Annotated in this window: 31 protein-coding genes; 8 read left to right on the forward strand and 23 right to left on the reverse strand. The window is 64.9% G+C overall.

Going from position 1 to position 24,292, the window contains the following annotated elements; genetic code table 11:
* Positions 1-50: 50 nt before the first annotated feature.
* From CS1BSM3_RS27290 to CS1BSM3_RS27305, 4 genes are read right to left on the reverse strand one after another with little or no spacing between them, the layout of a single operon-like run.
* Entirely contained in the window at positions 51-1,337 is a 1,287-nt protein-coding gene (locus tag CS1BSM3_RS27290) for a TRAP transporter large permease (RefSeq protein WP_072393575.1), read from the reverse strand.
* A gap of 5 nt (positions 1,338-1,342) precedes the next feature.
* A complete protein-coding gene (locus CS1BSM3_RS27295) occupies positions 1,343-2,050 on the reverse strand; it encodes a TRAP transporter small permease subunit (protein ID WP_072393578.1) in 708 nt (235 codons plus the stop codon).
* A gap of 55 nt (positions 2,051-2,105) precedes the next feature.
* Positions 2,106-3,161: a TRAP transporter substrate-binding protein gene (locus CS1BSM3_RS27300; protein WP_072393581.1), complete on the reverse strand. Its 1,056-nt coding sequence runs from the start codon at positions 3,159-3,161 to the stop codon at positions 2,106-2,108.
* A gap of 47 nt (positions 3,162-3,208) precedes the next feature.
* On the reverse strand, positions 3,209-4,021 hold the full coding sequence (locus CS1BSM3_RS27305) for a putative hydro-lyase (protein ID WP_072393584.1): 813 nt from the start codon (positions 4,019-4,021) through the stop codon (positions 3,209-3,211).
* Positions 4,022-4,301: 280 nt separating this feature from the next.
* Here CS1BSM3_RS27305 and CS1BSM3_RS27310 point away from each other — a divergent pair, with 280 nt between their 5' ends.
* Positions 4,302-5,174: an amidohydrolase family protein gene (locus tag CS1BSM3_RS27310; RefSeq protein WP_072393586.1), complete on the forward strand. Its 873-nt coding sequence runs from the start codon at positions 4,302-4,304 to the stop codon at positions 5,172-5,174.
* 3 nt (positions 5,175-5,177) lie between these two features.
* Here CS1BSM3_RS27310 and CS1BSM3_RS27315 read toward each other — a convergent pair whose 3' ends face one another.
* The gene (locus tag CS1BSM3_RS27315) at positions 5,178-5,567 is read right to left on the reverse strand and encodes a hypothetical protein (protein ID WP_143149377.1); all 390 of its coding nucleotides are present in this window, start codon (positions 5,565-5,567) and stop codon (positions 5,178-5,180) included.
* A gap of 101 nt (positions 5,568-5,668) precedes the next feature.
* On the opposite strand from CS1BSM3_RS27315, the gene CS1BSM3_RS27320 reads away from it, so the two are divergent.
* The 5 genes from CS1BSM3_RS27320 to CS1BSM3_RS27340 all read left to right on the forward strand — a co-directional run bounded on the left by CS1BSM3_RS27320 (position 5,669) and on the right by CS1BSM3_RS27340 (position 9,493).
* Positions 5,669-6,061, forward strand: coding sequence for a carboxymuconolactone decarboxylase family protein (locus tag CS1BSM3_RS27320; protein WP_072393593.1), 393 nt, complete (start codon positions 5,669-5,671; stop codon positions 6,059-6,061).
* Between the two features lie 244 nt (positions 6,062-6,305).
* Positions 6,306-7,865, forward strand: a complete 1,560-nt coding sequence (locus CS1BSM3_RS27325) for a DUF4339 domain-containing protein (RefSeq protein WP_072393596.1) — start codon at positions 6,306-6,308, stop codon at positions 7,863-7,865.
* Positions 7,866-7,932: 67 nt separating this feature from the next.
* Complete coding sequence (locus CS1BSM3_RS27330; RefSeq protein WP_072393599.1) at positions 7,933-8,709, forward strand: heme ABC transporter permease; 777 nt, start codon at positions 7,933-7,935, stop codon at positions 8,707-8,709.
* A 5-nt stretch (positions 8,710-8,714) separates the two neighbouring features.
* Entirely contained in the window at positions 8,715-8,891 is a 177-nt protein-coding gene (gene ccmD, locus CS1BSM3_RS27335; protein ID WP_072393602.1) for a heme exporter protein CcmD, read from the forward strand.
* Positions 8,888-9,493, forward strand: a complete 606-nt coding sequence (locus tag CS1BSM3_RS27340; protein WP_072393604.1) for a DsbE family thiol:disulfide interchange protein — start codon at positions 8,888-8,890, stop codon at positions 9,491-9,493. Before ccmD ends, CS1BSM3_RS27340 begins: the two co-directional genes overlap by 4 nt.
* A 131-nt stretch (positions 9,494-9,624) precedes the next feature.
* On the opposite strand, the gene CS1BSM3_RS27345 is transcribed toward CS1BSM3_RS27340, so the two are convergent.
* A complete protein-coding gene (locus CS1BSM3_RS27345) occupies positions 9,625-10,155 on the reverse strand; it encodes an invasion associated locus B family protein (protein ID WP_072393606.1) in 531 nt (176 codons plus the stop codon).
* A gap of 60 nt (positions 10,156-10,215) precedes the next feature.
* Entirely contained in the window at positions 10,216-10,773 is a 558-nt protein-coding gene (locus CS1BSM3_RS27350) for an RNA methyltransferase (protein ID WP_072393608.1), read from the reverse strand.
* Positions 10,774-10,824: 51 nt separating this feature from the next.
* Between CS1BSM3_RS27350 and CS1BSM3_RS27355 the strand changes: the two genes are divergently transcribed.
* Positions 10,825-11,799, forward strand: a complete 975-nt coding sequence (locus CS1BSM3_RS27355) for an NADPH:quinone oxidoreductase family protein (protein WP_072393611.1) — start codon at positions 10,825-10,827, stop codon at positions 11,797-11,799.
* 151 nt (positions 11,800-11,950) lie between these two features.
* Positions 11,951-12,682, forward strand: a complete 732-nt coding sequence (locus CS1BSM3_RS27360) for a sulfite exporter TauE/SafE family protein (protein ID WP_072393614.1) — start codon at positions 11,951-11,953, stop codon at positions 12,680-12,682.
* A gap of 9 nt (positions 12,683-12,691) precedes the next feature.
* Here CS1BSM3_RS27360 and CS1BSM3_RS27365 read toward each other — a convergent pair whose 3' ends face one another.
* The 16 genes from CS1BSM3_RS27365 to CS1BSM3_RS27440 all read right to left on the reverse strand — a co-directional run bounded on the left by CS1BSM3_RS27365 (position 12,692) and on the right by CS1BSM3_RS27440 (position 24,274).
* Positions 12,692-13,954, reverse strand: coding sequence for an MFS transporter (locus tag CS1BSM3_RS27365; RefSeq protein ID WP_072393616.1), 1,263 nt, complete (start codon positions 13,952-13,954; stop codon positions 12,692-12,694).
* A gap of 36 nt (positions 13,955-13,990) precedes the next feature.
* Positions 13,991-14,425 (reverse strand): NUDIX domain-containing protein, encoded by a 435-nt coding sequence (locus tag CS1BSM3_RS27370; RefSeq protein WP_072393619.1) that lies wholly within the window; start codon positions 14,423-14,425, stop codon positions 13,991-13,993.
* 159 nt (positions 14,426-14,584) lie between these two features.
* Positions 14,585-14,887, reverse strand: coding sequence for a DUF1244 domain-containing protein (locus CS1BSM3_RS27375; RefSeq protein WP_072393621.1), 303 nt, complete (start codon positions 14,885-14,887; stop codon positions 14,585-14,587).
* A 30-nt stretch (positions 14,888-14,917) separates the two neighbouring features.
* The gene (locus CS1BSM3_RS27380; protein WP_083528939.1) at positions 14,918-15,727 is read right to left on the reverse strand and encodes an N-formylglutamate amidohydrolase; all 810 of its coding nucleotides are present in this window, start codon (positions 15,725-15,727) and stop codon (positions 14,918-14,920) included.
* A gap of 49 nt (positions 15,728-15,776) precedes the next feature.
* On the reverse strand, positions 15,777-16,217 hold the full coding sequence (locus CS1BSM3_RS27385) for a biotin/lipoyl attachment domain-containing protein (protein ID WP_072393623.1): 441 nt from the start codon (positions 16,215-16,217) through the stop codon (positions 15,777-15,779).
* A 66-nt stretch (positions 16,218-16,283) separates the two neighbouring features.
* The gene (locus tag CS1BSM3_RS27390; RefSeq protein ID WP_072393626.1) at positions 16,284-16,724 is read right to left on the reverse strand and encodes a hypothetical protein; all 441 of its coding nucleotides are present in this window, start codon (positions 16,722-16,724) and stop codon (positions 16,284-16,286) included.
* A complete protein-coding gene (locus CS1BSM3_RS27395; RefSeq protein WP_210188836.1) occupies positions 16,721-17,368 on the reverse strand; it encodes a class I SAM-dependent methyltransferase in 648 nt (215 codons plus the stop codon). Before CS1BSM3_RS27395 ends, CS1BSM3_RS27390 begins: the two co-directional genes overlap by 4 nt.
* Positions 17,365-18,309, reverse strand: a complete 945-nt coding sequence (locus CS1BSM3_RS27400) for a CoB--CoM heterodisulfide reductase iron-sulfur subunit B family protein (RefSeq protein ID WP_072393629.1) — start codon at positions 18,307-18,309, stop codon at positions 17,365-17,367. Before CS1BSM3_RS27400 ends, CS1BSM3_RS27395 begins: the two co-directional genes overlap by 4 nt.
* A 4-nt stretch (positions 18,310-18,313) precedes the next feature.
* Positions 18,314-18,598: a DUF3303 domain-containing protein gene (locus tag CS1BSM3_RS27405; protein WP_072393632.1), complete on the reverse strand. Its 285-nt coding sequence runs from the start codon at positions 18,596-18,598 to the stop codon at positions 18,314-18,316.
* A 4-nt stretch (positions 18,599-18,602) separates the two neighbouring features.
* Complete coding sequence (locus tag CS1BSM3_RS27410) at positions 18,603-19,379, reverse strand: 4Fe-4S dicluster domain-containing protein (protein ID WP_072393635.1); 777 nt, start codon at positions 19,377-19,379, stop codon at positions 18,603-18,605.
* Between the two features lie 10 nt (positions 19,380-19,389).
* Entirely contained in the window at positions 19,390-20,256 is an 867-nt protein-coding gene (locus CS1BSM3_RS27415; RefSeq protein ID WP_072393638.1) for a hypothetical protein, read from the reverse strand.
* The gene (locus CS1BSM3_RS27420) at positions 20,253-20,645 is read right to left on the reverse strand and encodes an OsmC family protein (RefSeq protein WP_072393640.1); all 393 of its coding nucleotides are present in this window, start codon (positions 20,643-20,645) and stop codon (positions 20,253-20,255) included. Before CS1BSM3_RS27420 ends, CS1BSM3_RS27415 begins: the two co-directional genes overlap by 4 nt.
* 10 nt (positions 20,646-20,655) lie before the next feature.
* Entirely contained in the window at positions 20,656-21,708 is a 1,053-nt protein-coding gene (locus CS1BSM3_RS27425) for an FAD-dependent oxidoreductase (protein WP_072393643.1), read from the reverse strand.
* Positions 21,709-21,710: 2 nt separating this feature from the next.
* On the reverse strand, positions 21,711-22,349 hold the full coding sequence (locus CS1BSM3_RS27430; protein ID WP_072393645.1) for a LysE family translocator: 639 nt from the start codon (positions 22,347-22,349) through the stop codon (positions 21,711-21,713).
* Positions 22,350-22,352: 3 nt separating this feature from the next.
* Positions 22,353-23,744, reverse strand: a complete 1,392-nt coding sequence (locus CS1BSM3_RS27435) for a heterodisulfide reductase-related iron-sulfur binding cluster (protein ID WP_072393648.1) — start codon at positions 23,742-23,744, stop codon at positions 22,353-22,355.
* Complete coding sequence (locus tag CS1BSM3_RS27440; RefSeq protein ID WP_210188837.1) at positions 23,741-24,274, reverse strand: VOC family protein; 534 nt, start codon at positions 24,272-24,274, stop codon at positions 23,741-23,743. The genes CS1BSM3_RS27435 and CS1BSM3_RS27440 overlap by 4 nt, the downstream gene beginning before the upstream one ends.
* Positions 24,275-24,292 lie beyond the last annotated feature (18 nt).

Here is a 24,292-nt window from a genome sequence, read left to right on the forward strand (position 1 = left end):
GGTGCTTTGTGTTCGATGCTGTGCATGAGGGCCGCAGCACACGCGCGGAGCTAACCCATCACCACCTTGGGCAACCAAAGTGCGAGATCAGGCCATACCATCAGCGACCCAACGAGCGCCAGCATGGCGGCGACGAACGGCAAAGCGCCCCAAATGACGTCAGTAACCGGTCCGCGGTCCCGCATGCCTTGCACGACGTAGAGATTGAGCCCCACCGGCGGTGTAATGAGCGCGACCTCGATCATTACCGTCAGCACAATGCCCCACCAGATCGGATCCCAACCGAGTGCGAAGACGATGGGCGCGATGAACGGCGTCGTCAGGATCATCATGGAGATCGTCTCCATGAAGCAGCCGAGCACGACATAGAACGCGATGATGAGCAGCATCGTGCCGTACTTGCCGAGGCCGAGACTCTGGATCCATTGCCCAAGCCCGTCCGTGAGGCCGATCGCGGCGAGCACGAAGTTGAGGAACTGCGCCGCCATGATGATCAGCATGATCATGGCGGTCGTGCGCATGGTGCCTTCGGCGACCGCGCGCAGCATCGAGAAGGAAAGCCGACGCTCCCAGACGGCGAGGACGAGCGCTGCCACGACACCGAGCGAGGCCGCCTCCGTCGGCGTGGCCCAACCTGCATAGATCGAGCCGACCACGGCCAAGAAGATGAACATCGGCGGCAGCAGGTCCGGCAAGACGCGGATGCGCTTCGCCCACGACGTCTCCATAGGCGCCCCGCCTTTGCGGCGATCGATCAGGCAGAAAAGCAGAATGATCAGCATGAACAGGGCGGCAAGCAGCGCCCCCGGAATGAAGCCGGCGAGGTACAGACGCGGCACCGACGTGTTGGTCAGCAGGCCGTACAGGATGAAATTGATCGAGGGCGGAATGAGAATGCCGAGCGTGCCGCCCGCGGCAATACTGCCGAGGAAGAGACGCTCGTCGTAGCCGCGCTGCCTGATCTGGGGAATGGCGACGGTGCCGATCGTCGCGGCTGTCGCCACGCTCGAGCCGGAAGTCGCGGCAAACATCGCCGAGGTGCCGATGTTGGCGTGCATGAGGCCGCCCGGCAGCCACGAAAGCCACTGCGCCGCTGCGTTGTAGACGCGCTCGGCAATGCCGGCCCTGAGCAGAATCTCGCCGAGCATCACGAACAACGGGATCGCAATCAGGATGTACTCGCTCGACGAGTTCCAGATGATCTCGCCCATGGCGCGCTGCAGCGGCATGGCGGCGAAGAAATCGTTCAGCGCCAGACCGAGAACGCCCATGACGGCGGCGACGGGCACGCTGATCGCAAGCAGGCCGAGCAGAAGCAGAAGAGCAGTTGCCAGCATGTGATTTAAGCTCCTGCGCCCGGCTTCTGGCCGCGGACGTCCAGGCCTTTCAGTTCGGCCTCGATCTCCTCCTCCGTCGTCGCGACACCTGCGATCGCTCGGACACCGCCCCAATCCCCCTTCAGAACGCAGGCAATCGAGCGGATCAGCGCCACCATGATCGCGAGGAAGAACAGGCCGATACCGTAAGCCCAGGGGATCTGCGCCCAGGCGAGCGGAATGCGGAGCTGCGTGTTCGAGCGGATGCCTTCGACATAGCTCGTCATCGCCACGTCGATGGCGCGCTCGAGAAGGGCGAACACGAAGACGAACAGGGCCAGGAGCGCGATGATATCCATGATCGCGCGGGCTGTCGGTCCGAACTGGATATAGAGGACGTCAATGCGCACGTGACCGCGATTGACGAGCACGTAGGCCATCGAAAGACTCGTTCCTACCGCGAAGAGATAGCCGGAAATCTCGTCCGAACCAGAGAACAGGAAGCTCGCGCCGAGCATCGCGCCCGCTCCCTTCCGCAGCAGCACCTCGGCTGTGACGATGATTGCTGCCGAAAAGAGCAATGTCCCGCCTAGCCAGATGCCGATTTGCGCGAGCGCCGAGATCAGCCGCCAAGCGGGATCACGCAGGACGATCAGCACGAGAAGCGCTACGGCAACGGCAGCGAACTGCCATGCCGGCGTCTCGGACAGCAGCGTGCGAAGCATATCCGTCATTATAAATAAAAGGCCCAGGAGACGATCCCGGGCCTTCCCCTTTTTGCGCGGACTGTTAGTTGGCCTTGGCCGTCAGGCCGTACTTGCTGCCGACAAGCTCGGTCCACTTCGCAGCGCACTCGGCACCGCAACGCTTCGCCCACGCCGCAAGCACCTGCTCGTCGATGGCCTTCTTGCGCTCTTTCATGGCGTCACCCGAAGGCACGAACAGCTTCAGCTTGCCTGGCGGGCCCACCGAGCAAGCACCGTTACCGGTGTTGCAGGCGATGCCCTCCTCGGTCTCTTCCTCGATGACCTTCCACGCTTTGTCCTCGAGCTTCTTCATCTCCGCCTGAATGACCGTCCGGGTCGCCTCAGGCAGCTTGTTCCAGACGTTCGTATTCACGACCCAAACGCCGACCGTGTAGTTCACGGGCAGGCGGATCAGCGTGTTCACGACCTCGTACCACTTGGCCTTGTAGCCGGGCATCGTGCCTGTCACACCGCAGTCGGTGACGCCCTTCTCCAGCGCCGGCACGACCTCGCCGAAGGCGATCGTCACACCGACGCCGCCGAGCGCCGCAACGAAATCAGCCTGCGATGTGCCCTGGACGCGGACTTTCTTGCCCTTCAGGTCATCGATGCTGTTGATCTCGCCTCTGCAGAAGATGACCTGCTCCGGGAAGGTGAACGTGCCGAGGATCGTCGCGCCGTTGCGCGCCATGGCCTTCTGCATTTCGGGCAGCCAGGCATTCACGATTTCGCGGCCCATCTTGAAGTCGCGCGCAACGCCGGCGATGTCGGACGCCTCGATGATCGCGCCGCCATCCTCGACGTAGATCGGCAGCGCGGCAGCGAAGTCGAACACGCCCTGCTTGAGCAGGCGCACGACCTCCGTGCCCTTCAGGTTCACCTCGGTGATCGACTTGATGTTGCCCTTGAGCTTGCCGCCCGTCGCCTTGGGCAGATCTTCCGTCCAGAAGGGCTGCTCCATCTTCTGCCAGTTGGTCAGAAAGTTCCACGTCCCGACGGCATTGAAGGTGCGCGGCTGAAGATCCTGCGCCCAAACCGGAATGGACGCTGCTGCCGCGAGGGTCGCGGCGACGCAGGCAGCAGGTAATTTGAACTTCATCAGTACTTCCTCCCTTTGAGACATTCGGAATTCAGCTCAACCGTCCGTCACAACGCCGCCAGCTTGCTGTTCAGGCGATCCGTAATGAGCATCGAGCCCGGCTTGTGGGTAATGCAGAGCGGCGGGCGGGCATTAAGAACGACGGATTGCGGCGTGACCCCGCACGCCCAGAATACGGGGAGCATTCCCTTTTCGACAACCGGCGGCGGATCGCCGAAATCGGGCGCCATCAGGTCCTTGATGCCGATCGCCTCGGGAATGCCGATGTGTACGGGCGCCCCGTGCACGGCTGGGAAGCGCGACGTGACCTGGATGGCGCGAATGGCGTCCGCCGGCGTCATCATGCGCATGGACACGATCATCTTGCCGCTGAACGGCCCGGCCGGTGCGCAATCGATCGACGTGCGATACATCGAGACGACCGTATCGCGCTCGATGTGATAGAGCGAGATGCCCTCGTCGATCAGCGGCTGCTCGAATGAGAAGGAGCATCCGAGTACGAACGTCACGAGGTCGTCGGTCCAGTAGCCGCGGATGTCCGTCGGCTCATCGACGCATTCGCCATTCTTGAAGACGCGGTATCGCGGCACGTCCGTGCGGATGTCGATGTCGCCGAGATCGGGAAGCGCCGGATCGCCGACGGCCCCCATACCTATGACTGGGCAGGGCTTAGGATTGCGCTGGCAGAAAGCGGCGAAGTCGGTGGCATAGGCCTTCGGCAGGATGCACAGGTTGCCCTGCACGAATCCCGGCGCCTGACCCGCGGTGTGTCCCGTGATCTCGCCGCTACGACACTTCAGACGTGCGGCCTGAGACGGCAGAAAGCCGCTCACGCCTGCATTCACAGGCCGATCCTGCATATGAGGCCTCCCCAGACCTTGAATTCCCATCGCGCGCCCGCTTTACACAGTGCCTCGCGTGGAGGGACAAAATTGCATTCGTACGGACATACGTCAATTTGAGATATTCAGATTCCGATGGCGTGCCAGTGGATTGAGCAAGATGGCGCCGAGGCGGTCGAATGAGCTTACGATGCTTGGATCATACGTATGCCGATCACGCCGTGCAGTTGACGGACGCAGGGCTGCCGTCGAAGCTCACGCGACATTGGACAGCCCCGAAAGTCGCGGAGCAAGCCCCATGAAGATCACGCATCTCTGTAAGCTCCTCGGACTGCTTCTTGGGATTATCGTCCTGTTCGGCGTGGTGCCGCGCGCGAGCGCTGCCGAGCCCATCGAGATCTTCGATGCTCATCTTCACTACAATTGGGAGCCAAAGCCCTACTTCTCGCTCGACGAGGTGCTCGCGCTCTTCAAGAAGCACCGCGTCACGGGCATCCTCGCGACGAGCCGGCCGAACGACGGCACGCGCGCGCTCGTCGCCGCCCAAGCCGTGGGGAAGGCCGAGGGGCTTTGGGTCGTGCCCTTCATCCGGCCCTATCGCATTCGGGCCGACATCGGCAGTTGGTTCAACGATCCCTCGATCTACGACCTCGTGCGCGAGGAATACGCGCGTGGCGGCTATCGCGGGGTCGGCGAGTTCCACCTTACGGGTCGCGCCGCCGCCACCGACTGGGTGCGCAAGACCGTCGACTTCGCTGTCGCGCACGACCTCTACCTGCACGCACATGCCGATGCGGAAGCCATCGAGATCCTGTTCGCTCATAATCCCAAGAGCCGCATCATCTGGGCCCACACGGGCTTCTCGCTCGAGCCGGCACGCGTTGCGGCACTCCTGGACAAGTATCCGACGCTCTGGGGCGAGCTCTCCTATCGCGGCGGCATAACCGAAGGTGGACGGCTGTCGCCTGCGTGGCGCGCCCTGTTCGAGCGCTATCCCGACCGCTTCCTCATTGGCTCGGACACCTGGATCAACGAGCGGTGGGCGAGCTACGGCGAGATCATCGCCGGCTATCGGCGCTGGCTCGCGGAGTTGCCACCCGAGATCGCGGCCAAGATCGCGCATGGCAATGCCCGCGCCCTCTTCAAGGATGCCGCGCCGCCTGTACGATAGATCTCACGGCGCGAAGCTCGACCGCAGCTCAGCCGCCCATCTCCCCTCGATGCGCGTGACCACCCAGATGGAGCGATAGCTTGCGATGGCCGAGTTGTCGGCGCGGTAGCGCGTGAACTGCACGTCGAGATGAACCTTCTCTGGGGACGCCGCGATGACCTTGCGGAAGTCCCACGCGCTGTGATGCCAGTCGCCGCCGGCGCGGGCGCGGAAATCAGCGAAGTAGCGCTCCGGGCTTTCCCAGATCCGCATGCCGGCGCCGGACAGACGATAGTGCGGAAAGTGCAGCGTTGCGGCGAGCGCGACATCGTCCTTGGCATTCAGCGCCGCGATATGGCGGTCGAGCACCTCGATGGCCGCTGCCACGGCCGCCGGATCGTCGGACGCGCTCATTGCACTATCGCCCACCATGCGAACCTCCGCGGCCGGTTGTTGACGCCCGGCAAGGCGATGCGGGACACTTCGCCGATCCCCCGCGCAAAAAGGAGCACTCAATGAAGCCCGTCGATCCCCGCACTGCAAGCCCCGAGGTGCGCGCCGTCTTCGACGACATCAAAGCGACGCGCAAGGTCAAGACGATCAACAATTTCTGGCGTTATCTCGCCCACGAGCCGCGCATGCTCAAGCACACCTGGGAGAGCCTCAAGGCCATCATGGGGCCCGGACACCTGGACCCGCTGACCAAGGAGCTCGTCTATGTCGCCATCTCGATCACCAACAACTGCGAGTACTGCATGGCCTCGCACACAGCGGCTGCACGCGCCAAGGGAGCGACGGAAGCTCAGATCAATGAGCTCTATGCGGTCGTCGGGCTCGCCAACATGACCAACCGTCTCGCGAACGCCTACAAAGTCCCGGTCGACGCGCAATTCAAGGATGCAACCTGAGGCGTCTGCCACCTGATTGCCGCGGTTGGCCTCTAGCGTACGCTCAGAGGCACTTGTGGCGCGCAGTTCAGCAGCGACCCATGATCGCGGTATCGGAAAAACTCGGAATTTTGCCGCAATGCGCGACGATGCGTGCTCAGGTGTGGTATTAGGGGCACGCGGCGCGGCGTTCAATTTGCGTTCCGCGAAAGCGTTGCCGAACCGAGCATGACCGGCCATCAGCACTTCGAGAACGACGGGACTCATGTCGCAAGCCGATCAACCCATTGAATGGTATCTGGCGCGCGACGGGCAGCAGCACGGTCCGATCAGCGCCGCGGAAATGGAGAAGATCATCGAGCTCGGCTATCTTCTGCCGACCGATCTCGTGTGGCGACAAGGCTTTACGGACTGGAAGCCCGCCTCCGACGCATTCCCCAAGATGCCCGAGGTCCCAACCCAGGCTCCCCCGCCGCCGGCACCGCCTCCAACTCAGGCTGCTCCGCGGCCTGCCGACGCACCTGCTGCAAAAGCAGGGCCTGCGGAGCCGAGGGCAGACACGGCGCGCGACCGCGCACATATCGCGAAGGATCCCGCGAGCTGGGAGGCCGAAGCCCGCCGCAAGACCGTGCAAGGGGGCGGTGATCCAGCCGGCCTGGATGCTGGTCCGAAGGATCGCCCCGGGCAGGCGCCGGCACGCCACTCCGATCCGCGCGAGGTGATCGCCGCAGAGGCAGCCCGACGCGAGGCAGCAGCCCGCCGGACGCGCGAGGCTGGCGCTCATCAGCCTCAGCCGGGCGCGCGCGGACCGGCTGGCCGCCAGCCGGCCACCGGCCAGCCCATGGGCGAGGCTCCGGTCCGAACCAATCCGACAGCACCGCTCCGCAGCCCACAGCCTGCCGCTGGCAGCGCCATGCCGCCGCATGGCGGGGATGAAGACGATGCCTGGGCCGACGAGCCGCCGCGTCGCCGCTTGCCGAAGCTCGCGATCGCCGCCGTCGCACTCCTCGTGCTCATCGGCGGGGGAGTCTTTGCCCTTCACGCCACGGGGCAGCTCGACCCCATCGTCAATCGTGTTTCGTCCGCCTCGGCGCCGCAGTCATCGACGCCGCCGACGGTTTCGGCCAGTCCCGAGGCGCGGAAGCAGGCGCCAGCCGACTATGCGACCGATCCGGTCGAGGTCGATCGCCAGTTCCAGCGCACGGCCCTCTGGAAACTGCTCAAGACCGAGTTCCCGGACTGGTACGGCGAGCGCGTGCGCGACACGGCCCGCCTCAAGGCCGAAGGAAAGGCCGACAAGGCGATCTCGCAACATCTTGCCGAGCAGCTTGTCGCACTGCGCCGCAAGCACGTGACGGATGCCCTAGCCGCGAGCCCGCAGCACCTGAAGACGGTCGCGACCGCATTCCTCGAGAACCTCGAACGTCTCTCGCAGCACAGCGTCGATGCCTGCTACGGCTTCATCTCGCAGGGCGAGACCAATCCGCTGATCGTGGAGCTCACGAGCGCCTCCGAGCACACGCCCTCGCTGCAGCGCCAGGCTTCCGCGATCTTCACCGCCATCGTCGAGGGCCGCCGCACGCCGGCCCAGCACCGCCAGCCGACGCGCGACGACTACGACCAGCTCGCCATTCAGCTCGCCAAGCGCGGCTGGAGCCCCATGGACCTCCAGCTCTTCTCTGATGCCCGTTCGCTTGCACGAGCCGCACCCGAGCGGGTTTGCCGGATGGTCCAGGACTGGTTCGCGGCCCAGCTCGCCGTCGGCGACGAGGAAGTGCAGGTGCGCCTGCTCATCGAGGCCCTGAAACCGGTTGTCGCGGGCTAAAGCAGGGGCACGCGCGCGAATGCCGCGGCTGCTTGCCGGCCGGATCAACTGCATCTAAGTCATCGCCATGCAGACGAGCGCCCAGAACCTCACGAGCCGCCTTGCCAATCCGACCCGCTTCATGTCGCTCAGCGCGACCGCGTTGCCGTGGTTGGGGGGCATCGCCGCTGCATTCATTGCATTCGGCCTCTATCTCGCGTTCTTCTCAGCCCCGCCCGACTACCAGCAGGGCCAAACCGTCAAGATCATGTTCATCCACGTGCCCTCGGCCTGGCTCGCCATGGGCATCTATCTGCTGGTCGCGATCTCGAGCTTCGGGCTTCTGGTCTTCCGCCACCCCCTCGCCGACGTCTCTGCCAAGGCGGCCGTGCCGCTCGGTGCCGCTTTCACCTTTCTCGCGCTCATCACCGGCGCGCTCTGGGGCCGGCCCATGTGGGGCGCCTATTGGGTATGGGACGCGCGGCTCACATCCGTCCTCATTCTCTTCTTTCTCTATCTCGGGCTGATGGCACTGCGCTCCTCGCTCGACGACGAGGCCCTCGCCAGCAAGCTGACCGCAATTCTCGCGCTCGTCGGCATCGTCCTGCTGCCGATCATCAAGTTCTCCGTCGAATGGTGGAATACGCTGCATCAGCCGGCAAGCGTGCTGCGCTTCGGCGGTCCGAGCATTCACGCATCGATCCTCGTTCCGCTGCTCGTCATGGCCGTGGGCTTCGTTCTCGCCTTCACCGCGATGCACCTGATGGCCATGCGCAATGAGATCCTGCGCCGCCGCGTGAAGGCGCTGACGCTCGCCGAGGTCAGCCGCGCCGGTGCCGGCCTCCCTGCGGGCGCGAAAGGCTGAGCACCATGAACCTAGGGCCGCACGCAGCCTTCATCATCGCTTCCTATGCGATCGTCGCGGCGGTCATGATCACGCTCGTCGCCTGGCTGATTTTCGACGGCCGCCGCCAACAGCGTGCGCTCGACGCGCTCGAAGCCCGCGGCGTGCGCCGCCGGTCGCGCGCCGGGGATAGCGGCCAATGACGGACCGCACGACGGATGCGCCATCCGCGCCTCGCCGCAGGCGGCTGCTGATACTGGTACCGCTCGTGCTGTTCGGCGCCATGGCCGTGATGTTCGCCTTCGCGCTCACCAAGGGCGATCCTGCAAGACTGCCATCAGCGCTGATCGGCAAGCCGGCGCCGGCTCTCGCATTGACTGCGATCGAAGGCCTGCAGGAGGGCCCGCGCGCCGTCCCGCTGCTCACGTCCGAGCTGCTGCAGAAGGGCGCGGTGACGGTCGTCAACTTCTGGGCCTCGTGGTGCCTCCCGTGCGTCGAGGAGCATCCGCTGCTCATCGAGATTGCACAGAAGGCGAGCGTGCCGGTGCTCGGCATCAACTACAAGGATGCCGCCGCCAATGCGCGCCGCTTCCTCGGTCGCTACGGAAATCCATATGCCGCCGTCGGTGCCGACACGTCCGGGCGCACGGCCATCGAATGGGGCGTCTACGGGATGCCCGAGACCTTCATCCTCGATGGCCAGGGTCGCGTTGCCTACAAGCACGTCGGCCCGATCACGCAGGACGCACTCGAGCGCACGATCCTGCCAACGATCGCGCGGCTGAGGGCCGGAAAACCGGGATGACTCCTTCCCCTTCTCCCCGTTCTTACGGGGAGAAGGTGGGGATGAGGGGCGGGAACTCGCGCGACGTCAGCGTATGCCGCTGCCCCTCACCCTAGCCCTCTCCCCGCGCGCGGGGAGAGGGGATTCGATGCTTACTTGCAGCTCGTCGCGACAGCCTGAAGCGCCTGCGAGATGCCGGCGAGCGAGTAGGTGTCGGTCGTCGTCGTGCCGCGCTCGGATGTGCCCATCACCGTCATGGTCGAGCCCTTGCGCATGGCATCGAGAAGCTTCAGCTCGTCGCCCGCATCGGCGACGTAGGCGCGATCCCCATGCACGAACAGCTTGAAGTTCGTGCTGCCGACCGCGAGCGTCACCTCGCTCCCCCCGCGCAGCGGATAGCCGACGCGCACGCTGACCTCGGCCTTCACGCCGTCCTTGGGCCAGCTCGAGACATAGATGAAGGCCGGGCTGCGCTTGGCGCCCGACGGTTCCTGTTTGGTCGGCTGCGCAGTCGCAAAGCACAGCAGGCTCCCGCCATCGCCGTGCGAAAATGCCGTCCAGCTCGAGAACGTGCCGATGGATTTGATGTTCTGCGCGAGCGCGATGCTGCCGGCAAGCGCCACGGCCGCCACCGTAGCGGCGGCGCGCAGCGTGACGGCGCGCGTCCATCCCCGATGAGACATGAGCCTGCAATTCTCCATTCTCGTGCGGCGCTCTACCGGCACATTACGTCCGCCGACCGATTATTGTTCCCCGCGACGGACGACGCGCCCGCCTTGCACATGCGGCTCGGGACCGACCATCGGCCCGCCCTCGCCCACCGGCCGCGCCGCGAATCGGCCGAGCGATCGTACGCGATCATACATGACGATGGCCCCCGCCATGGCCACGTTGATACAGAACGTGGTCGGTATTTTGACAGTGTAGTCGCAACGCGCAAGCATCTGAGGCGAAAGGGATCCGCGCTCCGGCCCGAGCACATAGGCCGCCCGCAGCGGATGGCGGAAGCTCGGGAGGTCGATGGCATCCTCGATGAGCTCTATGCCCACGAGCTTGCAGCCCTGCGGCAGCACCATGTCCTCGAGGCTGGCCCAGTTGTAGTGTGGGAGATGCTGGAGCCCCCTAGAGGTATCAGCGGCAGCTTCGCGCGCCTGGTAGGTGGCCCCGACGGTGAACGTGAAGCTCGCACCGAAGCCATGTGCGGAGCGCATCAGGTTGCCGACGTTGAGGCTTTTGGATATGCGCTCGGCACCAATGGCGAAGTAGCCGCGGTTGACGGGCTGAGCCGGCGTCGTACTCATGTCACGGGCGCTCCCGGTCGGAGGGCACTGAATTCATTGAGGAGGTGTCACATGAAGGCCGCCCTGTGCAAGTCGCTGGAAGGTCCCGAGGCTATCGTGATCAAGGAGATCGCGGATCCGGTCCCCGGGCCGGATGAGGTCGTGGTGCGGGTGCGCGCGGCGGCCCTCAACTTCCTCGACACGCTGATCACGCGCGGCAAATACCAGTTCAAACCGGACCTTCCCTTCTCACCAGCCGCCGAAATCGCGGGCGTCGTGGAGGCCGTGGGCGCCAATGTGCGCGACCTGAAGGCTGGTCAGCGCGTGTGCGGCTACATTGCCTGGGGCGGGGCGCGCGAGAAGGTCGCGGTGCCGGCCAAGCTCATGATCCCGATCCCCGAGGGCGTCAGCGACAAAGCCGCCGCCGGCATCAGCGTGACCTACGGCACCGCCATGCACGGCCTCAAGGATCGCGGCGGGCTCAAGGCCGGCGAGAGCGTTGCCGTGCTCGGCGCCTCAGGCGGCGCGGGGCTTGCGGCCGTCGAGATCGCCAAGCTCATGGGCGCGCGCGTGATCGCCGTTGCCTCCAGTGCGGAGAAGCTCGCCATTTGCCGCGAGCATGGTGCCGACGAGCTGCTCAACTATGCGACCTCCGATCTCAAGACCGGCTTGCGCGAGCTGACCGGCGGCAAGGGCGTCGACGTCGTCTACGACTGCGTCGGCGGCGACTATTCCGAAGCGGCCCTGCGCTCCATCGCCTGGGGCGGCCGCCTGCTCGTGATCGGCTTCGCGGCGGGTGCAATCCCGAAGATCCCGCTCAATCTCTTCCTGCTCAAGAATGCCGCCGCGGTCGGCGTCTTCTGGGGCGAGATGATCATGCGCGAGCCCGAGCAGCACCGCGCGAACATGATCGAGGTTCTGGACTGGTGTGCGAAAGGGCGTCTCAAACCGCACGTTCACGCGACCTACCCGCTCGCGCGCATCGGCGAGGCGATCACGGCCCTCGACAAGCGACAGGTCACAGGGAAGCTGATCGTCGAGATCTGAAGCTCGGATCTGCACCCGACGGCATACTGGCGGGGCGCGGGCTCTGCTAGTGTCATGCGTGCCGTCTGATCTGGCGGCATCTCATCTCCACTGCCCATCCGACGGCGGCGACGCCCGCCCATATCTCCTCCCATCACGCGGCGGGCCTCTCATGACTGCGGACGTTCTGCTCATCATCGCCGGCGCCTTTGCCGGCGGGCTCGTCAACGGGCTCACCGGCTTCGGGACTGGCATGACGGCGCTCGTGCTCTGGCTGCACGCCCTCCCCGTCACGGTCGCGGCAACGCTCGTGCTCGTCTGCTCTGTCGTGGCGCAACTGCAGTCGCTGCCCTCGATCTGGCACGCGCTCGACTGGCGCCGCCTTGCGCCTTTTCTCATTGGCGGTTTGATCGGCATTCCGCTCGGGACGTGGCTGCTCGTGATGGTCTCGGTGCAAGCAGTGAAGCTCGGCGTCGGCATCGTCGTCACGACCTATTGCACGGTCATGCTGCTCGGCAGCTTCCGCCCGACTGTCCATTGGGGCGGCCGCATTGCGGATGGCATCATCGGCCTTGCAGGCGGCATTCTCGGCGGGCTCGCGGGGCTCTCCGGCGCGCTGCCGACGATCTGGGCGAGCCTGCGGAACTGGGGCAAGGATGCGCGCCGCGCCGTCTTCCAGGGCTTCAACCTGACGATCCTGACGGTCTCGCTCATGGCACACGCCGCCGCGGGCCTCGTGACGGCAGAGCTCGGTCGCGCGGTGCTCTTCGCGCTGCCCGGCACGCTCATCGGCGCCTTCATCGGCCAGCGCATTTACCGCCGCCTCGATGATCACCGCTATGACCGGCTCGTGCTCGCCATCCTGCTCGTCGCCGGGCTCACGTTGCTCTGGTCGAGCCTCTGACGCGCACGTTCAGCGTACCGCCGCGGCTTCCTTGGACGTCTCGGACGACTGCTCGGCGCGCGGATCGAGCTCGAAGACAGCAGGCGTTGTCTTCGGCACCACGACGAACGGCTCCGTACGCGCAGTCGGAAGCTTCGGACGCACTTGAACGCGCAGCAGCATGACGATCGCAATGCTCGCGTGGGCGATTGCCGTGTGCAGGAACAATCCGCCGTGCCCGAATGCCTGCATGAGCGCCGAAGCCATCATCGGCCCGAGAATGGCGCCCACAGAGAACACGAGCAGCAGCCCGCTCGAGACTTCCACGGCGCGCTTGCGGTGCACGAGATCGTTCGCGTGCGCCACGCACAGCGTGTAGACCGTGAACGCCATGGCGCCGTAGAGCGCACCAAGCAGGAACAGCACCGCGGCACCGTTATTCGCCATGAGATAGAGCGACGCGCCCCCCGCCGCAGCGACCGTACACACGACGATGCCGACAGCGCGCCGGCCGAGCTGATCCGAGAGGCGCCCGATCGGCCACTGGCTGATCGCCCCGCCGAGCACGCACAGCGACATGAAAAGCGAGGTATCGCGCACGGAAAGCCCGGCGCCTTGCGCGAAGAGCGGCGAGAACGTCCAGAAGCCCGAGTTGACGATGCCGGCTGCAAAGCAGCCGAACACCGCCGCCGGTGAAACCGTCATGAGCCATCCGAGGCGCATCTTGGCTCTGGGCGGCGGTTGCGGCGCGCTGCGCGGCGTCAGCGCAATCGGGACGGCCGCGAGCGAATAGAGAATGGCGACGAGCGAGAAGAGCTCGAAGCTCGCCGGATTGCCGGTTGATATGAGCAGCATACCGCCGGTGACGACCGTCAGGTTGGTCATAGCGTAGGCGCCGAGGACGCGCCCGCGCGTCTCAGGCTGCGATGCGCCAGTCAGCCAGCTCTCGATGATCATGAAGAGGCCCGCGAAAACGAGGCCGTTCAGCGCGCGCAGGATCCACCAGACGGGTGCAATCGTCCAAATGGCATGGAGGAGCGGCGTCATCGTTGCCAGCGCCGTCAGGGCGGCGAAGGCGCGAATGTGCCCGACAGTCCCGATCACGCGCGGCCACAGCAGGCAGCCGATCATCAGGCCTGCGAAGTGGGACGAGCCCATCAAGCCAATATCGTAGGACGAGAAGTGCTCGATATTGGCCCGGATCGGCACGAGAACGCCGAAGAGCCCATTGCCCATCATCAGGATCGATGCGCTGAGCAAAAGAGCCGTCACCGGCCGGAGAAGTCCGGTCATCACGTATCCTAGTTTTCTGGAAAGCCGGATGTGCGCTCAGGCGCTCGTTGCCCCAGTCGACAGTTTCTTCAAAAGGCGCATGGCATCGCGCAGGATCTGCCCATGATCGAAGGCGAGCTCCGCCTTGCGCCAATCCTCCACCCACTCCGCCGCTGCAGCGTCGTCACCCGCCACGGCCTTGGGCGCGCGCACGCGCGTCAGATACACGACGGCCGCCGTATGAAAGCGCGGATCGCGCTTCGGATCGGAATAGACGCCGACCAGGTGCAGCGAGCCGGCCTTGACGCCGGTCTCCTCCATCAGCTCGCGCCGGCATGCATCCTCGACCGTCTCGCCGACATCGACGAACCCGCCCGGCAGCGCGTAGTGCCCGACGTACGGCGGATTCTTTCGCCGAATGAGCAGCACGCGCCCCTTGGCGTCGACGGCGACGCAGTCGGTCGTCAGCCGAGGCGTTACGGGCTTGGGCATCCATTACTTCTCCCTCTCCCCATTGTCTTCAATGGGGAGAGGGTCGGGGTGAGGGGCGGCCGCTTGCGCTGACGTCGGCGTCTGCCGCTGCCCCTCACCCTAACCCTCTCCCCGCAAGCGGGGAGAGGGGACTCCCGCGCCGAGGTGCAGTCTAATCGATCAATGACGATGCGACTTCTCGAAGGCGGCCTTCTGCTCGGCCGTGGCTTCCTTCTGATACTTCGCCTGCCAGTCCTTGTAGGGCATCCCGTAGACGATCTCGCGCGCCTCATCCTTGCTGATCTCGTGCCCGGTGGCCTTCGCGGCCTCCTGATACCAGTTCGAGAGGCAGTTGCGGCAGAAGCCGGCGAGGTTCATGAGGTCGATGTTCTGCACGTCGGTGCGCGTGCGCAGATGCTCGACCAGCCGGCGGAATGCAGCCGCCTCGAGCTCGGTCGTCGTCGCTTTGTCGATCTTCGCCATGGCTCGCTTCTCCTGTTCGCACAGACCGCATCAAAGGCGGTCGAGATTGAGATCCGGCCGCCCTTTCAACGCATGAACAAGCGCAACGATCCGATCTGCCCACTGCTGCTGGCCTTGGGGCTCTCGGATCAAATCCTGTCGTATCTCGATCAGCGCATTCGCAAGCCCGCGCGCGGTCGCGTGCTGCCAGAGGCAGTCCCCTTCGAGGCTGCCCTTGTAGGGCTCGTTGTCGCCGACAATGAGACCGCCATCGGCATTGAAATAGTCGAGCATGGGCGCAGATAGCCGCATGTCGCGATCCCAGAGAATGCCGACATGCCACGGGCGCGGCACGCCCTTCCAGCTTTCAGTGAAACTATGGATCGAAATGATGGCGGGAGGCACGCCTGCGGCAATGCAGCGCTCGATCACGTCCTCGATCATGTTGTGATAGGGGCGATAGTAGCGCGTGGTGCGCTTTTCCCTCTCGGCCGCATCGAGATGACGATTTCCCGGGATCACCGCGCCGTCCGAGAGCCGCATGATCATCGTCGGATCATCGGCGCCGCGATTGGGATCGATGAGCAGGCGCGAGAAGCGTGTGAGCACTGCCGGCACGTCGAGCGCGGCAGCAAGCGCGCGCGTTACGGCGGCAGCGCCGATGTCATAGGCAATGTGGCGGCGGAGCTGCGACTCGGGCAGGCCGAGGGTGCCGTACTCCGGCGGAAAGGCATTGCCGGCATGATCGCAGAGCAGGATCAGCCCGGCGTCGGCGCGTCCGGGGACGACGGCAAAGCTCTCGGCCTCGACGGCTTCGATCCTGGCACCCGCAGGGGGCGGCTGTTCAGTGGCATCGCGCATGGCCCGGCACTCTACTGCCAAGCCTCGTCCAAAGCGACCCGGCGCGGTGTCACGTACAGCCGGAGAACCCGTCGGCCGTCATCTTCGCTTCATAGGGCTGGGTCACGGCACTGCCGAGGGTCAGGCCCGGTTTCACCGCGCCCCAATCCTCCGGCTTCAGGATGATGAACCAGCCCTTGTCGTAGGGATCGGTGTTGGCCAGCGTCGGATCGGCGACGAGCGCATCGTTGATCGCCACGACCTCGCCGGCGGCGGCAGACTTCGCCGGTCCCACCCACTTGCCGCTCTCGACCGTCGCGCAGCTCTTGCCCGCGTCGACCTTTCGCCCGACCTTCTTCGGTGTGAAGGCAACGAGCTGGCCGGCCATGGCCGTCGCGACCGTGGTCATGCCGACCTTCACTGTGCCGTCGCCCTGCTCCTGAAACCAGATGTGGTTGTCCACATCGTAGAGCAGATGGTCCGGGAGGTTGCAGCCATTCACGACGGGCATTTCAGATCTCCGGCAATGCGTGAGCGTCGCCGCTCGTTATCTCGGGTTCCGGCCTCTCGACAAGGCTCAATGTCCAGCCGCGCGCAAGGGCCGCGCGGAACAGCAGAATTCGCCGAGCCCCGCCACTTCCAGCTTGCCGCCGACGAACAGCATGAGATGCCGCGCGATCATGGCCGCGAGCGTCAGGCGGTGGCCCGTATCCGGATGGTCAGGCTCGAAGGCAATCAGGTTGTAGTGGTAGACGAGCTCGCGGCAAGTCTCGCGACAGGCATTGAAGGACGGCTCGCCACGCGCCCCCTGGCGATGCAGCGCGAGCAGGCGGAAGCCCTCCTTGCGCGCGTCCGTCGGGGCTTCTCCACGCGCGCGGACCCACGCTTCGAGCACACGCTCACCGATCGCCAGCAGCTCCGCGGCCGCGCTCGCCGGCGCAGTGCTGCCGTCCATGGCAATGGCGTCGATGCGTTCCTCGATACCGGCAAAAGCCGGGTACGCTGCCTGTCCACTCATGCCGCCCTCCGCGCCACCAGACGCACGACGTGCGCCCGGCCCTGATGCCGGGTGCCCTCATCGAGCCTCACGTCCGCCTCATGGAGAAGCTCGATGTCCGCGCCTGCGAAATCTTCCCGCAGGAGCTCGGCGGTGTAAAGCATCTCGGGTGGTGGACCGCCGCGACGTCCAGCCTTGCGGTTCTCGACATGCTTCGGCGTAAAGGCTTCGAGCAGCAGGATCCCGCCCGGCTTCAGCGCGCCAAGCATCCGATGGTGCATGGACTGGCGCACGTGCGGCTCGAAATGCACGAAGATCGCGGCAATGCCGTCGAAAGTGCCGACCGGCCAATGCCAGGAATCCAGATTGGCGTTCACGAAATCGAGGTGCACGCCGCGCTCGGCCGCCAAGGCCCGAGCCTTTTCGACGCCGATAGCCGAGGCCTCGACGCTCGTCACGGCAAAGCCCTGCTCCGCCAGCCACACGCCATTGCGCCCTTCGCCATCGCCGGGCACCAGGATGCGGCCTTTGGGTGCGAAGCGATGCGCCTCGGCAGTTAGGAATATATTCGGCGCCGTACCGAAGATGTAGCCAGCCTCGACGTACTGGCGGTCCCACTTCGGGCCCGTCACAGTATCTCGCGCCGCCGTGCCGCCGCTCATCATATCAGCCGCTTCTCGATGATGAGATCCATCGAGTCCGAGATATTCGTGTGAATGCCGAGCGCACGCGGGCCGATGCCGAGCGCCAGGCCGAGAAGCTGCGTGAAATAGAGCACCTTCACGTTGGTCTTCTTGCCGAAGCGCTTCTCGGCACGCACCTGGTGCATCTCGAGGCCCGTATGACAGGTCGGGCATTCCGTGGCGATCACCTCCGCGCCGGACGCCTCCGCCGCCTGCAGGATATTGAGCACGAGCTTGGTCGAGGTATCGCTGTCGGAGAGCGTATGCGCGCCGCCGCAGCAGGCGGTCTTCAGTGGGAAGCTCACGTTCTCGGCGCCAGCGGCCGCAAGGAGATCATCCATGAAGTGCGGCTGGCTGGTCGACTCCGATCCGGGACCCTGGTCCTTCTCGGGGAAGATGTGGCGGGGGCGCACGTACATGCAGCCGTAGTAGTTCGCAATCTTGAGGCCTGCGAGCTTGCCCTTCGTGCGCTCGCGCAATCCATCCTCGCCAACGGTCGCCTTCAGCCAGTCGAGTGCGTGGATCGTCTCAGCCTCGCCCGCTTTATACGCCTTATGACCGGCCTTCGTGCTCAGCTTCTCGACGACCTCGACGGACTTCGGATCATGCGCGAGATCGTGCTCGGCCTTCTTGAGATTGTGGTAGCAGCCATTGCACGGCGCCATGACGACGTCCACGCGATCCTCGTTCACGGCCTGCGAGAGCACGCGCGCTGAGAGATACGTCTGGATCTTGGGATCGACGTTCTTGACCTCCATAGCCCCGCAGCAGTTCCAATTGGAGACCTCGCGCAGGCCGAGGCCGAGCTTCTTCGCGATCGCGCGTGTCGAGACATCGTAGCCGTTGCCCGTGCCTTCGAGCGCGCAGCCCGGATAGTAGCCGACGCTGCGGTACTTCTTCGCCTTGTCCGTCACGTCGACCATGTCATCACTCCGGGGCAGCGAACTTGCCTTCGACAAGCTCGCGCGTCTGTTTCGAGGGCACGACGGGCACGATCTCGAATGAGGCAAGATCACCCCAGTGCAGGATCCACGCCTGAATGAGCCGCGCGTCGTCGCATTCCATGAGCTGGAAGCAGCGATCGAAATTCGGCTCGATCCAACTATCGATGTACTTGAGGCCCTCGGGCAGCCCGCGGCCCTTGTCGCGCAAGTGCTGATAGATGGGCTTGGGATTGCAGTCCTTGAAGCGCTCGATGATCATGAACAGCATGGCGTCACTCCGCGGCTTCACGCACGGGCGCATGTGATTGCTGCGGCTTGCTCTTGCCCGCGATCACGGCCTTCTGCTCGCTCTCGACCTCGTGGATGTAATCCTCGAGTGCGATGCGGGCTTTGTCCCAGCCGCGCGTCTTGGGCTTAAAGATCTGCGCCCAGGCCATCTTGATCCCCCACTTCACGGGAAGGCGCTTGGCAATGGCAAAGCCGATCGCGGTCAGCCAGTCCTGCATGAGCGGCTGCTTCGTCTTGCGCAGGAAGTTCTGCAAGACTTCGGTGTCCTCGATGCGCCCGCGCTGCACGATCTGGTGCGTGAACTCCTCGTCGAAGATGTGCGAGGGCGAAGGCGGCGTATAGCCCTTCATGGTGAGCCAATGGGCCGTCGCCTTCATCACGCCTTCGGGCTCGACGTCGCGCGGGCAGATATGCGTGCACTTGTGACAGGACACACACTGCCAGATGATGTCCTTGTCGCGGAGAAGCTCGCTCTCCATGCCCATACGGATCAGGTAGATCCAGTAGCGCGGGTTGAAGCGCGGCTCGATGGCATTGACCGTGCAAGCGTTCGTGCACGAGCCGCACTGCCAGCAGCGATGGATCTTGTCGCCACCCGGCATGGCGGCGATCTCGTCCTCGAGGTTCTCGTTGTAGTCCGTGACGACGCGCGACTCGATGAAGGTCGACCAGTGACCGGAGACGTCGATGCCCTCGATCACGAGATTGTCGTGCGTCTTGAGGTTCTCGGGCCGGATGAGCGATTTCTCGTGAATGGGCATCGGTCCGGCCTCAGTTCAACTGTTTGATCGCATCGAGCGAGAGGGCATCACCGTCGATCGCGCCGCGCCCGCGCCGCTTGGCGATGCGGTCGAGGCCAAGGATGCGGCGCGTGTGCTCGAGCGGATCGGCCTCGGCCGAGAAGTCCGTCTTCAGATAGGCGCCGCCCTGCGCATTGATGTAGTCGCCATAAATCTGCGCCTGGAGCAGATCGACGTACCAGAGCATGTCGCGGAAAATGCCGTTGTCCGAGAGGAACTGCGACAGCTCCTCGCGCAGCACGAGGAAGGTCTCGTGGCCGTCCGGAATGTCGATGACGATATGGTCGACGTCATCGCCTGTCGCCGGATCGTGCCAGATCTCACGCAGCACGCCTGTGTTCGTGCGCGTGTCCCAAACCCAGCGATGCATGAGCGGATAGTGCTCGGGGTACACGCCGTGCAGTAGCTCGGAGGCAAGATCGCGCACGAAGCGATTGGTCTTGTCCTCGGGGAAGGTTTTCACGAACGCGGCGACGCGGGCATCGCCCGTGCCCGGTACATGCGCATCGCTCAGCAACACGGTGATCGCGTCGCGTACACGCGCCCAACCGGCCGCATCGATCAGGCCTGCAATCCGGCGGCGTACGGTCGCCATGAGAATGACGATGTCCTCGAAGGCATCGCGCTCGATGTGCGCAGCTTTGCCCCCAGCGAGGCGATCCTGCAGCACATCGGACTTGAGCTTCACGGCCGCCGCGAAACGCTCGATGCCGCCGATCGGCTCGGCAGCGCGGATCAGCGCTTCCAATGCCAGCCGCAGCTTGGCGCCGGACAAGTGCAGCACGGGGCGAGCTGCAAGCCCCTCCATCGCGCCGATGTGCTGAGCCGCCGCCATCATACCACCAGCTCACTGTGAGCGACGCTCATCGGGTTCGACAGCGCCTTGTGCACGGGGCAGGCCTGGGCGACGCGGAGCAGACGCTCGCGAATGTCCGGCGCGAGATCGCTCGTGCCGAAATCGATGTCATAGCGGAGCACCGGCGCATCCGCGCGCGACTGGTCGTACTTCACGCGCACTTCGAGATCCGGCAGCGCCCAGCCGTGCCGGTCGGTATACATGCGGATCGTCATGGCAATGCAGGTCGCGAGCGAGGCTTCAAGCAGCGCGAACGGCTTGAAGCCGGCCTCGCGCCCGCCATCGGCGACGATCGCATCGGCAAGCCCCGTGTGCTTGCCGTCGCTGAACTCGATCGTATAGGGCTCGGCATGGCTGCGCGTGACGATCATCAGACCGGTCCTACTCCGCCGCTTCGAGAAGACGCCCTTCGGCGGCTGCCAGCGCGGAGAGCGCCGCCCCATTGGCCTGCGCGATCGAGTCGTCGATCGTCTCCGGCCCGATGGCCGCGCCGGCGACGAACACGCCCGGCCGCGAGGTCGCGCCCATGATGCCGTACGTGTCCTTGCGCGCGATGTAGCCGTGTTTGTGCAGCTCGACGTCGAACACGGCCGAAATCGTCATGTTGTCGACGTTCGGGTCCATGCCGATGGCGTGCACGACCATGTCGAAGGGAATGGTGATCGGCCGCTTCACGAGCGTGTCCTCGCCCTTGACGATGAGCTGGCGGCCGTCACCCGTCACTTCCGCAATGCGCGCCTTGATGTACTTGACCTTGAACTCCTCCTGGCTGCGCCAGTAGTAGTCCGTCTCGTAGTGCCCGAACGTGCGGATATCCATGTAGTAGATGTAGACGTGGCAGTCCGGCAGCTCCTCGCGGATCTCCATCGCGAGGTTGGCCGAGACCGTGCAGCAGATCTTCGAGCACCACTCGCGGCCGATCTGGCGGTCGCGCGAGCCGACGCAGAGCAGGATCGCGACGCGCTTCGGCTTGCGGCCATCAGACGGACAGCGCACGCCCTGACCTGACGAGATCATCTGCTCGACCTGCGTCGTCGTCACGACATCGGGAAAGAGGCCGAAGCCCCACTCCGGCTTGTTGACGCTGTCGAAGTGCGTGAAGCCGGTCGTGAGGAGCGCCGCGCCGGCTTCGACGCGCGAGCCGTCCGACAGCTCGGCGATGAAATTGCCGGGCGTGCCGGAGAAGCGCGAGACGGTCGTGCCGAGCTTGCGCGTGACGCTCGGGTTGCTCTCGACGCGCGTGACCATGCTGCCGATCGCATCTTTGGCCCAGCGGCCCGAAGGCACGAGCTTGGCGTAACCCGAATGAATCGGTGCGCCGCCGAGGATGGCCGTCTTCTCGACCAGCACCGAGGAACGCCCGACAGTCGAAAGTGCGTGCGCCGCCGCGAGGCCCGCCGGCCCGCCGCCGACGATGAGAATGGGCTTTGTCATACTCAAAGGCTCCGCTGAAGGAAGGCCAGCCTGATACCGAGCAGGACGAAGAGGCTGCCGAGCGCGCGCTCCATCCATGTGCGCACGACACTGCCGGCACTCAGCGCGGCCGAGGCGCGCGCCGTGAACCACGCGACCATGAGGCACACGATCGTGCCGGTCGCGCAGAAGATCAGGCCGAGCACGACGAAGGCGAGCGCCTTCGATGGCGCGCCCGCCGAGATGAACTGCGGCAGGAAGGCCAGGAAGAAAAGCGCCACCTTGGGATTGAGCGCGTTCGTGAGAAAGCCCTGCAGGAAGATGCCGCGGAGCGAGATCGCGGCCCTTCCATTCGATGCAGCAGCGTCGCTCACACCCGCGTTGCGCAGAAGCGAGATGCCGACCCACACGAGATAGACGGCGCCGACGAGCTTCAGAATGAAGAAGGCCTCGGCCGATGTCGAAAGGATCGCCGATAAGCCCAGCGCCGCCGCCGCAATGTGCACGAAGCAGCCCGCGGTGATCCCGAGCGCCGCGACGGCGCCCGCACGCGCGCCGAGCTGCGCACTGCGGCCCATGATGTACGCCATGTCCGGGCCGGGCGTGATGTTGAGCAGCAGCCCCGCGGCCACGAACAGCCAGAGATCCGTAATACCGAGCATCGCCTACTCTCCGGGCGGCGGCGGAGGGATGACCTCGCGCTTGATCGGCTTGAAGCCCGGCCCCGACGTAATGCGCAGGCGCGGATCATAGAGCTGGTCGGCAGCGCCCGACTTGATCTGCTCGAGGTACTGCTCGAACTCGGCCTTCTTGGCCTTCCAGTCGATGCCGAGCTTTTCGAGCAGCCGCTCGATCGGGCTCGCGTGCCAGTGCGTCTGCACGATCTTGTAAGGGTCGGCGCCGCAGACGAGCGCGGCGAACTGGCAGTCCGCCAGGACGGGCAGCTCATAAGGCTTACCCGCCGCGCGACCGATCCATTGGTTCTTGTCGAGCGTGGTGATGCAGCCCGTGTCATGGCCGATCATGACGTCGGCCTGGGCCTCCTCGACAGCGACCCTGATCTTGCGGTCGATGGCGAAGGAGCGCGTGAACTCGCGCTCGGAAATGATGTGGCGGAAGCCGAAGCCGCAGCAGTCGTACCACGTCTTGTAGTCGATCACATTGGCGCCGAGCCGCTGGACGAGCCCGGTCGAGACCGCGACGCGGTTCCCTTCGAGGATCTCGTCATCGTAGATCGCATCCTCCGGCACCATCTTGTAGACGTGGCAGGCCGGATGGATCGTCGCGCGGACGGCTGAAGCGTCGATCGTCTGATGATCGGCAATGCGGTGGCGCATGACGTGCAACCACTCGGAGTAGTGCACGACCTCCTCGGGGATGAGCAGCTTGCCATCGACGAGACGGCCGAGCTTGCCGAGGATCTTCGTCACGCTCTCGCGTAGCTTCGCGGAATGAATGAGATAGGCGCGCACTTCCTTGTAGTTGCCGAAGGACGTGCCGCAGTGCACGAGCGGGTAGTAGTAGCCCTCGGGCAGGCCCTGCGCCTTCGCCGAGACGTACGCCTGATGGAAATTGCGCAGGAAGACGGCGGCAAGGCTCTCGATGTTGCCGATGCCTGAGCCGTGATAGTTCCACGCGGTGCAGGATGTCTGATCGGTCTCGTCGAGATAGCTCGTGCCGATCTTGTTCTGCAGCCAGAGCAGCGAGACGGGATAGCCTGGGATGTTGCCGCACTGGCCGCAGCTCTTGTGATGCCAGAGCTGGGTCGTCGGAACGCGCTTCGTCCAGCCGTAGAGCGTCTTGGCCTCGATCGGCTCGTGCTGGTCCGTGATGCGATGGACCTTGATCTGGCCCTCTTTCTCGAGCTGCCACATGGCATCGCGCACGTCCTCGACGCGATCCTTGTTGGTCAGCATGGAGCGGCGATCGATCCGCTGCTCGACCCAGGCTGTGGCCGTCGCGGCCTCGCTTGCGGAAAGGTTGGCGGGCTTCCACTCGGGACCATGGCCCGTGAAGCGCTCGCCGTTCTGCGAAGGGCGATGGGTCGGATTGCTCATTTGCTCCTCCTGCCGCCTGCCGGCTTCGGCTTTTCTTTCGGCTTCGCCGCGGATTGCGGCGTGCCAGCCATCATCTCATCGAGGCGCTTCTGCATCTTCTTCGGCGAGACATCCTCCATGCGCGTCTGGATCATCCAGACATAGCCGAAGGGATCCTCCACCTGCCCGGCGCGATCGCCGTAGAACTCGTCCTGCACCGGCCGCCTGATCGTGGCACCCGCTGCCAGTGCGCGCTCGACGACCGCGTCGACGTCAGCGACATACAGGCACATGGTCACGGTCGTACCGCCGAGACTGCGCGGACCGAGAACGCCCATCTCGGGGAACTCGGCGGAAAGCATCACGCAGCTCTCGCCGAAGAGGAGCTCGGCATGACCGACGCGATCGCCCATCATGAGGCGGTAGCGCTCCTTGGCATCGAAGGCCTTCTCGTAGAAGTCGATGGCAGCAGCAGCATCGGCCACGCGCAGATACGCCATGGCGTCGCTGTAGCCTTTCGGCGGCTTGTACTTCACTTTTGTCATACGCATGTCCGCCTCAATGACGTG

Origin of the sequence: Hyphomicrobium sp. CS1BSMeth3, from assembly GCF_900117415.1 — a bacterium.
Taxonomy (GTDB): domain Bacteria; phylum Pseudomonadota; class Alphaproteobacteria; order Rhizobiales; family Hyphomicrobiaceae.